Raw genomic sequence first — 11359 nt, 5'->3', positions numbered from 1 at the left:
CGCGCCGACCATCTTCTCGATCGCATCGCGCGAGAACTGCAGCACGACGTCGCGCGACGGCACGCGTTCGCCGTCGGCCAGCTCGCTGACCCAGTTGTGCGGCAGGTTCGGCCCGGTGACGATCAGGTTGCCCGGGCCGAAGTCGCCGATGTGGTCGCCGACGAACACCTTGCCGCGCGACGCCTGGATCAGGTGAATCTCGTACTCCGGATGGAAGTGCCACTTCGCGAACGAATGCGGATAGTCGTGGACCCACGCGCGAAACGATTCGTCGCGGTGGGTGGGAACGATCTCGAGATCCGGGTTCATCGTGTGCTCCGTCGGGGCGTGCCGGCGTGCTACGGACGGGACATCGACCAGCCCGTCGCGGCGGGCGGCGTGGCGCGCGTCGCGGCCGTCGGCGGCACCGCGTGCGCGATCGGGTTCGCATCCGGCAGCGTGACGTTGCGCTCGGTGCCGGCGTCGAACAGATGCAGGGCTTCTTCGTCGAAGCGAAACGCTACCACGGCGCCGGGCGCCGGGGCCATCGGGGCCGGCACGAGGGCCGCGCACGGCTGGCCGCGCCAGTCCAGCGTGACGAGGGCCTCGGCGCCGAGCAGCTCGACGAGCTCGACCGTGCCGGTCAGCGCGAGCGCGCCCGGGGTCGGATCGCCTTCGGCGACGAGCCGCAGGTGGTTCGGCCGGATCGCGGCCTTCACCTGCTGACCGTCGTGCAGGTGCGCGAAGCGCGGCGATGCAAGCGGCCAGCGCGCGCCGTTGCAGTCGAGCAGCACGGTCGCGCCGACACGCTCGATCGTGCCCGCCGCGAAGTTCATCGCCGGCGTGCCGACGAACCCGGCCGCGAATACCGTGTGCGGCTGGCCGTACAGCTCGGCGGGCGTGCCGATCTGCTCGATGTGGCCGCCGCGCATCAGCACGACGCGGTCGGCGAGCGTCATCGCTTCGAGCTGATCGTGCGTGACGTACAGCGTGGTGGTCTTCAGTTGCCGGTGCAGTCGCTTGATGTCGGCGCGCAACTGCGTGCGCAGCTTTGCGTCGAGGTTCGACAGCGGCTCGTCGAACAGGAACACGGCGGGCGTCTTGATCATCGCCCGCGCGATCGCCGCGCGCTGCTGCTGGCCGCCCGACATCGCGCGCGGGCGGCGGTCGAGCAGCGCGTCGAGGCTCAGGATGCGCGCGACGTCGCGCACGCGGCGGTCGATCTCGTCGGCCGGCACCTTGAGCCGCCGCAGGCCGAACGCGATGTTGTCGTACACCGTCATGTGCGGGTACAGCGCGTAGTTCTGGAACACCATCGCGACATTGCGCTCGCGCGACGGCAGGTCGTTGACGACCGCGTCGCCGATCACGAGCTCGCCGCCGGTGATCGCCTCGAGGCCCGCGATCATCCGCAGCATCGTCGACTTGCCGCAGCCGGACGGGCCGAGCAACACGATGAATTCGCCGTCGGCGATCTCGAGGTCGAGCGGATGCAGCACGGCGGGGCCGCCGTCGTAGTGTTTCGACAATGCGTGGCAGACGATTCGGGCCATGGCTCAATCCATTTCGATCTGAATCTTGACGTCGCGCGGGTGCCCGCTCGCCGCTTCCTCGAACGCGCGCACGCCTTCGGAAAACGGGAACGTGCGCGAGATGAACGGCTTCACGTCGATCGCGCCGGATGCGATCAGCGCGAGCGCGCGCGGAAAGATGTTCGCGTAGCGGAACACCGATTCGATGCGGCCTTCCTTCGCCTGCAGCGCGACGACGTCGAGCGGCACCGGCGCGACCGGCATCCCGATCAGCACCGCGCAGCCGCCCGGGCACATCAGGTCGACGAGGCCCGCATACGCGTTCGCGCTGCCGCTCGCCTCGAACACGACGTCCGCGCCCCAGCCGCCCGACGCCTCGGCCACCGCGTCGGCGAGCGGCCGCGTACGCACGTCGACGGTCGTGACGGCCGGGTTGCCGGCGAACAGCGCGAGCTTGTCCGGCACGACGTCGGCGAGGATCACGCGCGCGGCGCCGCCGGCGAGCGCGGCGAGCGCCGTCATCGCGCCGATCGTGCCGGCGCCGATCACGACGGCAAGGTCGCCCGGCTTCATCGCCGCCTTCTTCGCGGCCTGCAGGCCGATCGACAGCGGCTCGACGATCGCGCCTTCGGCGAACGACACGTTGTCGGGCAGCCGGTACGTGAACGCGGCCGGATGCACGACGAACGGCGTCAGGCAGCCGTGGATCGGCGGCGTCGCCCAGAAGCGCACGTCGGGATCGAGGTTGTAGAGGCCGCGCAGCGTCGCGGGCGAATCGAGGCGCGGCACGCCGGGCTCCATGCACACGCGGTCGCCGACGCGCAGGTGCGTGACGCCGGCGCCCGTCTCGACGACGGTGCCGGACGCTTCATGGCCGAGCACCATCGGCGCGTCGACGCGGAACGGGCCGATGCCGCCGTGGACGTAGTAATGCACGTCGCTGCCGCAGACGCCGACCGTATGCACCTTGATCCGGACGTCGCCGGGGCCGACCGCTTGCGGCAGGTCGATGTCGCGCAGCGCGAGCTCGCGCGTGCGTTCGAGTACGAGCGCTTTCAACGTGTTCTCCTTATTTTCCCTTGACCATCGAATTGAGCAGCCGGCTCAGCATGCCGACGAAAACGAGCGGCGGCAGCGCGAGCAGCACCGTCGACGCGTTGATCACGCCCCACGGCACTTCCTGGCCGAGCGACGTGAACGCGGACGCGACCACCGGCAGCGTCGCGCTGCGCGACGACGTGAGGGCGAGCGCGATCATCAGTTCGTTCCACACCAGCACGAAGCTGAACACGATGCCGCCGAGCAGCGTGCTCGCGCACACCGGCAGCGCGATATGCCAGAACACCGCGTACGGGCCGTAGCCGTCGAGCGCGGCGGCCTCCTCGATCTCGCGCGGCAGCCGGCGGAACACGGGGATCGACAGCCACGTGATGGTCGACAGCGTGACGAGCAGGTACGTGACGATCATCGACAGCTTGGTGTCGTACAGCCCGAGATCGACCCAGATCGCGATCAGCGGCAGCGCGACCGCGACGGGCGGCAGGAAGCGCAGCGATAGCAGGAAGAACTGGATGTCGCGCTTGCCGCGTATCGGGTAGCGCGCGATTGCGTACGCGGCCGGCACGCCGAGCACGGCGCCGATCAGCACGGCCGCGCCGACGATCGCGATGCTGTTGCCGAGCCCGATCAAGACCTCGGGGCTCGACAGCACCTGTTCGTAGTTCGCGAGCGTCGGCGTGAAGAAGAAGCGCGGCGTCGGCGTGACGATGTCGAGCAGGTGCTTGAGCGAATTGAGCACGGCCCAGAACAGCGGGAACGCGGCGACGAGCAGGATCGCGCCGGCGATCGCGACGGTGGAAGCGGTGGTGGCGGCGGGGCCGCGGCGGGCCATCAGTCGTCCCATTTGTTGACCCTCTTCCAGATGAGCGTGAAGACGAGCGTGGTCGCGACCATCATCAGCACGGCCATGCCCGACGCATACGACACCTTGCCGGCGAGGCCGATGCCCTGCTGGTACGCGTAGAGATCGAGCGTCTCGGTCGCGATGCCGGGGCCGCCCTTGGTCATCACGTAGATCAGGTCGAACGAGCGCAGCGACTCGACCATCTTGATGAACACGAGGCTCACGAGCGGCGCCTTCAGCATCGGCAGCGCGATGTACGCATGCACCTGCCACGTCGTCGCGTAGTCGAGCCGCGCGGCTTCGAGCGGCTCGGGCGGCAGCGTTTCCAGCAGCTTCAGGATCACGACCGCGAAGAACAGCCCCCACTGCCACACGTCGACGAGCGCGACCGCGTACAGCGCGAGATGCGGATCGGCGAGAAACGCGGTGTGCTCGACGCCGAGCGCGCCGAGCAGCCAGCTCAGGATGCCGGTGAGCGGCGCGTACATGAACTTCCAGATGAACGCGGCCGACACGCGCGGCAGCAGCACCGGCATGATCAGCACCAGCGACGCGAAGCGGCGCCAGCGGCCGTGCACGCGCTCGAACAGGAACACCGCGAGCGCGATGCCGACCAGTACCGCGCCCGCGACCGTGACGACCTCCCACAGCACCGATACCTCGATCGCGTTCAGGAAGCGCCGGTCCGACGCGAGTCGCACGAAGTTGCGCAGGCCGACGTATTCGCTGTCCGGGTAGCGCAGCACGCGGTTGCGCAGCGCGAGGTTGACCGCGGCGATCGTCGGGACGAGGCTCAGGACCGCGAGCAGCGCGAGCGTCGGCGCGAGGAACACCCACGGCAGGCTGGTGCGATCGCGGCGCGCGCGGCCGCGCCGGGCCGACGGTGCGGAAGGGGCCGGGCGGACGCCGAGCGCGCGTCCGCCCGTGCCGTCATTTGCGAGCGCCATGTTCGAGCGCGTCCTTCGCGTACTGGTCCGCTTCGTCGAGCGTGCCGCGGATGTCCGTCTGCGTGCCGGTGAACACCTGTTCGAGCGCGATGCCGAGGTTGTCGCCGATATCCGGCCACTGCGGCGTGCGCCAGATCGTCACCTGCGTGACGGGGTTGGTGTCGTTCAGCCCGGCCTGGATCTGCGGCGCGACGTGCTGCTTGAAGTACGGGCTGGCGATCGTGCTCGAGCGGTTGTAGTCGCTGAACACGCCGTTGCGCAGCCGTGCCTGCTCCTGGTCCTTGCTGGTCGCCCACGCGATGAAGCGGCCGGCGGCCAGCCGCATGCAGTCGTCCTTCGCGCCGACCGCCGAGATCGCGAAGCCGTGGCCGTACGCGGCCGACGGCAGCGGCGCGGGCGGGCGCGTGTAGCCGACCTTGCCGGCCACGCTCGACTTGCTCGCGTCTTCCATCCAGTCCGCGAACGGTGTCGATTCGATCATGAACGCGACCTTGCCCGAGCGGAACGCTTCGAGCGCGTTGCTCCAGTCGTAGGTCGCCGAGCCCGGCGGCGCGTACTTGAACAGGTCGCTGTAGAGCTGCGTGGCCTTCACCGCGGCCGGCGAGTCGAACGCGGGCTGGCCGCCCTTGTCGGTCCATGTGCCGCCCATGCCGAGCATGAACGGCGACCAGCGCCACACGTTCATCCCCGAGCCGCGCTGGCCGCGCGCGACCCAGCCGTACAGCTTCGGCGGCGCGTTGAGCTTCTTGATCGCGGCGACGAGCTGGTCGAGCGTCTTCGGCACCGGAATGTGCGCGGCGTCGAGCAGGTCGCGGCGGTAGAACAGGAAGTCGCCGCCGCCGATCAGCGGCGCGAAGTACGCGACGCCGTTGTAGCTCGCGACCGCGCGGCGGCCGGGCAGGAAGTCGTCGTAGTCGTAGTCCTTCGGGTAGTACTTGAGGAGCGGCACGATCCAGTTGGCCGACGCGAATTCGGCGACGTTCGCCTCGTCGACGTAGTAGATCTGGTAGGAACCGGCGCCGGTCGACGCGTCGAGCCGCGATTTCGCGCGGCGGTCGTTCTCGCCGAAGTAGCTGATCTCGACCTTCGTGCCGTTCTTCTTCTCGTAGTCGGCCAGCGATTTCTCCATCACCGACAGGCCGAGGCTCTTCTGCGCGAGCACGCGGAGGGTCGGCACCTTGCAGGTTTGCGCGGCCGCGACGCCCGGCAGACAGGCGCCGAGCAGCACGCCGGCTGCGACGATTCGCATCTTGTTCACCCGTGTCTCCTTGATTCTGCTTGTTCGAATGCCGCCGATGACGGCAGGGACAATGGTGTGACGCGGGCGACGCGATCACCACATCAAAAGAGTTCGTGAGCCGATACTTTTTGCTCACGGTCGGTCGTGCGATGCACAAAATGTGGTGGTCGGGGTGTGCGTGGTGCGGCCCGACGGAGAGGAATGGCGGGAAGGCGGCGTTACCCGAGCGCCGGTTGATGCGGCGCGTCGAGCGCGATCCGGTACACCCGCAATGCGTTGTCATGCCAGATCGCGCGGCGCGCAGGGCCGTCGAGATGCGCGATCGCACCGGCGAACGTGCGCAGCAGCGCGGGATAGGACACGCGCAGCCCGGCCACCGGGAAATTGCTGGCGAACAGGCAGCGCTGCCAGCCGAAGATCGCGATCGTGTCGCGGATGATCCTTGCGTTGTCCGCGTCGTTCCATACCGCATCGCGCAGGCCGAGTTCGGAGATTTTCACGCTCACGCGCGGCAACGCGGCGAGCGCCGCCATGCCGCTGCGCCAGCGCGCGAGCCCGGCTTCGGAACGGTCCCACGGTAGCCCGGCGTGTTCGAGCACGACGTCGACCGCGGGCGCGTCGGTCAGCATCGCGGCCGCGTCGCCGAGATGCCAGAACGGCACGCGCAGATCCCAGTTCAGGCCGTGCGCGGCGAGGCGTTCGAGCGCGGCCGGCCAGCGCGGGTCATGCAGCGCGCCCGGCCCGTCGATCAACGCATCCGGCGCGGCCGCGGTGCGCGGCTTGAACCGCACGCCGCGCACGCGAGGCCACGCGGCCTGTTCGGCAAGCCGTTCGTCCGCATCGCCGGCCAGCAGGTCGACCCACGCGACGATCGCCGACGGCAGCGCGTGCGCGGCCGCAACTTCATGCAGCCAGCGCGTTTCCGCGAGCGCCTCGTCGCGCGCGCGTTCGGCTTCGACGTGCACGCTGGTGACGAGCGGCGCGCATTGCGCCGCGCGCCGGAAAGCGTCGACGTCGAAGTCGCGGCACAGCGCCGCGTAGTCGCCGAACATGAAGCGTGCCGGGTCGTAGTGCGTCTGCAGCCACGGGTAGTGCGCGCCCGCATCGAGTCGCCACAGGTGGTGATGCGCATCGACGAGCGCATCGGGCATGCCGTCGGGCGGCGCTGCGTCGCGCATGTCAGAGGGCGCCGGCGAGCACGTACGACGCATCGGGCTCGCGCAGCGTCGCCAGCGCACCGACGAAACGCCACGCATCGAGGTCGAGTTCGCGCACATGGTCGTCGTGGAACGACACGTACGCGACGCGTCGCGACGGATGGAACGACAGCGCGGTCGGGTTCGCGGGCAGCGCGATGCGCTCGATCTCCTCGAGCTGCCGCGCATCGAACACCGAGATCGACCGCTCGCCCGAGTTGGTCAACAGCAGCAGGTCGTGACCATCGGGCGCGCTCGTCCGGTAGATGCGGTTCGGGTCGCTGCGCGTTTTCACGCGGCGGCCGCAGGTCATCGTCGCCGTGTCGATCTCGACCAGCGTGTCGTCGCCGCGATTCGCGACGAACAGCGTGCGCTCGTCGCTCGACAGCGCATTGCCTTCGGGGCGCGGGCCGGGCATCACCGCGCGCGGCGCGACGGTCGCGTCGCGCGGATGGAATTGCGTGACCGTATTCGACAGCAGATGCACGCCGTATGCGCGGCTTGCGTCGCGCGTGAGCGTCACGAGATGCGTCTTCACGCCGCCGGACGGCACCGCCATGTTCGGGACCTGCTGCCGGGTGGGCTCATCGAAGACGAGCAGCATGTCGTGCGCTTCGCTCATCGCATAGAGCCGCCCGTCGCGGTCGCTCGCCATCCCGTGCGGCCGGTAGTACGGCCACAGGTCGAGCATGCGCGTGTGGGTGCGCTCGACGAGATCGATCTCGGCAATCCGGTGATCGCCTTCATGGCCGCGCGACCACGCGGTCTCGATCCCGAAGATGCCGACGTACGCGTAGCGGTTGTTCACGTCGACGGTGAATTCGTGCGGGAAGTTCGGCAGCACGATGTGCTTGAGCGGCGCTTTCGTGTCGAGGTCGTAGAAGCTGAAGGTATGGGCGCATTTCTGCACCAGCAGCAGGATGTCGTTCATGGTGGGTCTCCGGTGTGTCGTTCCGTCCCGCGCAGGCGTCGTCAGCCCTCGCAGCGCTTCGGCAGCGTCAGCGCGAGCAGGCCGGCCACCGCGAGCGTGACCGCGAGGCTGTATACGCCAGCCGCCGCGCTCACGTGCTGCGTCAGCACGCCGACCGCATACGGGCCGCAGAAGCCGCCGAGATTGCCGAGCGCGTTGATCAGGCCGCGTGCGCTGCCGGCCGTCTCGACGCTGCAGAGCTTCGGCGGAATCGCCCAGAACACGCCGGCCGCCGCCTGCAGGAAGAAGCCGCAGCCGATCAGGAACGCGAACGATACGGCCATCGACGCATGCGCGTGCACCGACAGCGCGAGGCATGCGGCGAACCCGACGAGCGGCAGCAGCACGAACAGGCGCCGCTTGCCGGTCCGGTCGGACCAATACGACGTGACGAGCATCCCGATCACCATCGCGATGTACGGCAGCATCGCGAGCAGGCCGATTCTGCCCATCCCGCTGTGCGTGAGGTTTTTCAGCAGGGTCGGCAACCACATCGTATAGCCGTAGATGCCGGCCTGATAGCAGAAGTTGATCGCGATGAGCAGCCAGATCGTAGGGTGGCGCAGCAGTTCGCCGAACGATGCGGCCGCCGGCGTGCCGGCCGCGCGCTTGCGTTCCTGCTCGTCGCGCAGCGCATCGAGGATGTAGGCCTTCTCGCGCGGCGATACCCAGCGCGCGGTCTCCGGGCCGTCGTCGGCGAACAGCATCCAGACGACGAGACACAGCAGCGACAGTGCGCCCGCGCAGAAGAACAGGTGATGCCAGTCGTACGCGGCGAGGATGAAGCCGGACAGCGGCGCGGTGATCATGCCGGCGAGCGGCACGAACAGGATGACCATCGCATTCGCGCGGCCGCGTTCGCGATCGGGAAACCAGTGGCTGACCATCGTGAGCACGACGGGCAGCATCCCGCCCTCGGCCACGCCGAGCAGGAAGCGCAGCGCCAGCAACTGCCACGTGTGCGTGACGAGCCCGGTCAGCACCGACAGCACGGCCCAGCTCACGAGCGACCACGCGATGAACGCCTTGCCGCTGCCGAGTGCCGCGCGCCGGCCGCCGGGAATCTGCAGGAACAGGTAGCCGAAGAAGAAGATGCCGCCGGCGAGGCCGGCCATCGTCGCGTCCATGCCGAGATCGGCGTTCATCCCGCCGGGCATCGCGAACGCGATGTTCACGCGGTCCATGTAGGAAATGATGCAGGCGAGCAGCAGCGGTGGAATCACGCGCAGCCAGCGGCGGCGCGGGATGGCTTCGCCGGCGTCGTATGCCGGGGTCGCGGGGTTCAGCAGGTTCATGGTGTCTCCGTCCATCTGATGAGCGGCGGCGGCCTTCTGTCAGGCCGCCGTCACGCCGATGCGCAACGCACGCGCGTTGCGGGTACAAAAGCGATGTCTAGCGCCAGCCCGTTATTAGCGTGAACAGGCCCTAACGCCCCCAGCGCAGCACGATCGGGTCGAGCCGCCGCGCCGTATCGAGCAGGCCGGTACGCACCTGCGGATGCAACTCCGGCCACGGCGCGCGCGGCCGGTCGCACGCGATCACGCCGCCTTCCTTCATCAGCGCCTTCGCGGTGAGGAAGCCCGACTGGCGGTTCTCGTAGTTGATCAGCGGCAGCCAGCGCGCGTACGCGTCGCATGCATCGTCGCGGCGCCCGGCGAAATACGCGTCGGTGATCCGGCGAATGCCGTCCGGATAGCCGCCGCCCGTCATCGCGCCGGTCGCGCCGGCGTCGAGATCGGCGAGTAGCGTGATGCCTTCCTCGCCGTCCCACGGCCCCTCGATCGCATCGCCGCCGAGCGCGATCAGCTCGCGCAGCTTCGACGCGGCGCCGGCCGTCTCGATCTTGAAGTACGACACCGCGTCGATCTCGCGTGCGAGCGTCGCGAGCAGCGACGCCGGCAACGCAACGCCGCTCGCCGGCGCGTCCTGGATCATCAGCGGGATGTCGAGGCCGTCGGCGACTTCGCGGAAGTACGCGCGCACCTGGGCTTCGGGCACGCGGAACGTCGCGCCGTGGTACGGCGGCATCACCATCACCATCGCCGCGCCGAGCGCCTGGGCCTGCCGGTTGCGCGTCGCGCAGATCCGCGCGCTGAAGTGCGACGTCGTGACGATTACCGGCACGCGGCCGGCGACGTGTTCGAGCGTCGTGCGTGTGACGAGATCGCGTTCGTCGTCGCCGAGCGCGAATTGCTCGGAATAGTTCGCGTGGATGCAGAGGCCGTGCGAGCCGGCATCGATCATGAAATCGACGCAGCGGCGCTGGCCGTCGAGATCGAGCGCGCCGTGCGCATCGAAGATCGTCGGCACGACGGGAAAGACGCCCTGGTAGCGTGCGTTCATGGTCGGCCTCACTCGACGATGTCGAACTGGTCGAGGAATTCGGTCTTCAGCGTGAGGCCGAGGCCCGGCACGTCGTCGCGCAGTTGCAGGAAGCCGTTTTCGGCCACTGGCTCGCCGTCGAAGATGTAATAGAACAGCTCGTTGCCGACCTCGACGTCGAACATCGGGAAGTACTCGCTCATCGGCGACGCGAGCGTGCTCATCGTCAGGTGGTAGTTGTGCATCTGACCCGCATGCGGAATCACCGGCACGCTGTACGCCTCGCACAGCGCGTTGATCTTGTGCGCCATCGTGATCCCGCCGACGCGGTTCGTGTCGTACTGGACGACCGACACGGCCTTGCGGTCGAGCAGTTGCTTGAAGCCGTACAGCGAGAATTCGTGCTCGCCGCCGGAGATCGGGATGCGCGTCAGCCGGTTCAGCTCCGCGTAGCCGTCGAGGTCGTCGGCGATCACCGGTTCTTCCAGCCAGCGCGGCTGGTACTTCTCGAGCTTCGGCAGGATGCGCTTCGCATACTCGAGGTTCCAGCCCATGTAGCACTCGAGCATCAGGTCGTTGTCGTAGCCGATCACCTCGCGGATCGCCGCGACCGATTTCAGATTCTCGACCACGCCCTGCTGCCCGTGCGCGGGCCCGTAGCCGAAGCGCATCTTGAACGCGCGGAAGCCTTCCTTCAGGTACGTTTGCGCTTCTTCCTGCATCGCCTTCAGGTCGGTGCGATACAGCTTCGAGTAGTAGCAGGGAATCCTTTCCTTGGTACGGCCGCCGAGCAGCTTGAAGACCGGCTTGCCGACGCTCTTGCCGAGGATGTCCCAGATCGCGATGTCGACGGCCGAGATCGCCGCCATGCCGATGCCCTTGCGGCCCCATGCGTGGGTCGCGCGGTACATCCGCTGGTTCAGGTACTCGTAGTCCCACGGGTCCTGGCCGATCACGAGCGGCGCGAGGTACTGGTCGATGATGACCTTCGCGACGTGCGGCGCGAGCGCGACGTTGCCGAGGCCGACGATGCCGTCGTCGGTTTCGACTTCGACGACCGTCCACGCATGGAAGCGGAACGTGCTCATCGTTTCCTGCGGCGCGTACAGCAGGTCCATCGCATTCGAACAGAAGTTGCCCTGCGGCGGGACGGTCTTGCCTTTCCACTGGAATACGCGGGTGCGTACGGATCGGATCTTCATGAGGGTGTCTCCGGAATCGATGTTGTCGTGGGTAGAGGGCGTGCGAGCGTCACGCCGAAACGATCTGC

11 protein-coding genes are annotated in these 11359 nt (G+C 68.4%); all 11 read right to left on the bottom strand.

The genetic code is table 11. The features are described 5' to 3' along the window. Positions 1-309: cupin domain-containing protein (locus tag JMF90_RS08805; protein WP_201325050.1), on the bottom strand; the 309-nt coding region annotated here is incomplete at its 3' end. 29 nt (positions 310-338) lie between these two features. Beyond that, complete coding sequence (locus JMF90_RS08800; protein WP_011548666.1) at positions 339-1532, bottom strand: ABC transporter ATP-binding protein; 1194 nt, start codon at positions 1530-1532, stop codon at positions 339-341. Positions 1533-1535: 3 nt separating this feature from the next. Beyond that, positions 1536-2570 (bottom strand): NAD(P)-dependent alcohol dehydrogenase, encoded by a 1035-nt coding sequence (locus JMF90_RS08795; protein ID WP_006480069.1) that lies wholly within the window; start codon positions 2568-2570, stop codon positions 1536-1538. 10 nt (positions 2571-2580) lie between these two features. After that, on the bottom strand, positions 2581-3414 hold the full coding sequence (locus JMF90_RS08790; protein ID WP_041489441.1) for a carbohydrate ABC transporter permease: 834 nt from the start codon (positions 3412-3414) through the stop codon (positions 2581-2583). Beyond that, on the bottom strand, positions 3402-4361 hold the full coding sequence (locus JMF90_RS08785; RefSeq protein ID WP_011548664.1) for a carbohydrate ABC transporter permease: 960 nt from the start codon (positions 4359-4361) through the stop codon (positions 3402-3404). Before JMF90_RS08785 ends, JMF90_RS08790 begins: the two co-directional genes overlap by 13 nt. Next, on the bottom strand, positions 4345-5610 hold the full coding sequence (locus tag JMF90_RS08780) for a sugar ABC transporter substrate-binding protein (protein ID WP_011548663.1): 1266 nt from the start codon (positions 5608-5610) through the stop codon (positions 4345-4347). The genes JMF90_RS08785 and JMF90_RS08780 overlap by 17 nt, the downstream gene beginning before the upstream one ends. 209 nt (positions 5611-5819) lie before the next feature. Continuing rightward, positions 5820-6779 (bottom strand): amidohydrolase, encoded by a 960-nt coding sequence (locus JMF90_RS08775; RefSeq protein ID WP_011548662.1) that lies wholly within the window; start codon positions 6777-6779, stop codon positions 5820-5822. Between the two features lies 1 nt (position 6780). Next, positions 6781-7728: a YncE family protein gene (locus tag JMF90_RS08770; RefSeq protein ID WP_011548661.1), complete on the bottom strand. Its 948-nt coding sequence runs from the start codon at positions 7726-7728 to the stop codon at positions 6781-6783. Positions 7729-7769: 41 nt separating this feature from the next. Continuing rightward, the gene (locus JMF90_RS08765) at positions 7770-9062 is read right to left on the bottom strand and encodes an MFS transporter (protein ID WP_011548660.1); all 1293 of its coding nucleotides are present in this window, start codon (positions 9060-9062) and stop codon (positions 7770-7772) included. Positions 9063-9192: 130 nt separating this feature from the next. Beyond that, positions 9193-10110: a dihydrodipicolinate synthase family protein gene (locus JMF90_RS08760; RefSeq protein WP_011548659.1), complete on the bottom strand. Its 918-nt coding sequence runs from the start codon at positions 10108-10110 to the stop codon at positions 9193-9195. Between the two features lie 8 nt (positions 10111-10118). Further along, positions 10119-11291, bottom strand: a complete 1173-nt coding sequence (locus JMF90_RS08755) for an L-rhamnonate dehydratase (protein ID WP_011548658.1) — start codon at positions 11289-11291, stop codon at positions 10119-10121. Positions 11292-11359: the final 68 nt, after the last annotated feature.

Source organism: Burkholderia sp. E168m23, assembly GCF_016586125.1.
GTDB classification, from domain to species: domain Bacteria; phylum Pseudomonadota; class Gammaproteobacteria; order Burkholderiales; family Burkholderiaceae; genus Burkholderia; species Burkholderia orbicola.
This window is presented reverse-complemented; position numbering and strand designations above follow the sequence as displayed.

What these genes read in the sequence shown, in the direction of transcription:
- JMF90_RS08800 (WP_011548666.1), bottom strand. Translation starts at nt 1,532, where the DNA reads ATGGCCCGAATCGTCTGCCACGCATTGTCGAAACACTACGACGGCGGC.
- JMF90_RS08790 (WP_041489441.1), bottom strand. Translation starts at nt 3,414, where the DNA reads ATGGGACGACTGATGGCCCGCCGCGGCCCCGCCGCCACCACCGCTTCC.
- JMF90_RS08785 (WP_011548664.1), bottom strand. Translation starts at nt 4,361, where the DNA reads ATGGCGCTCGCAAATGACGGCACGGGCGGACGCGCGCTCGGCGTCCGC.
- JMF90_RS08780 (WP_011548663.1), bottom strand. Translation starts at nt 5,610, where the DNA reads ATGCGAATCGTCGCAGCCGGCGTGCTGCTCGGCGCCTGTCTGCCGGGC.
- JMF90_RS08775 (WP_011548662.1), bottom strand. Translation starts at nt 6,779, where the DNA reads ATGCGCGACGCAGCGCCGCCCGACGGCATGCCCGATGCGCTCGTCGAT.
- JMF90_RS08770 (WP_011548661.1), bottom strand. Translation starts at nt 7,728, where the DNA reads ATGAACGACATCCTGCTGCTGGTGCAGAAATGCGCCCATACCTTCAGC.
- JMF90_RS08765 (WP_011548660.1), bottom strand. Translation starts at nt 9,062, where the DNA reads ATGAACCTGCTGAACCCCGCGACCCCGGCATACGACGCCGGCGAAGCC.
- JMF90_RS08760 (WP_011548659.1), bottom strand. Translation starts at nt 10,110, where the DNA reads ATGAACGCACGCTACCAGGGCGTCTTTCCCGTCGTGCCGACGATCTTC.
- JMF90_RS08755 (WP_011548658.1), bottom strand. Translation starts at nt 11,291, where the DNA reads ATGAAGATCCGATCCGTACGCACCCGCGTATTCCAGTGGAAAGGCAAG.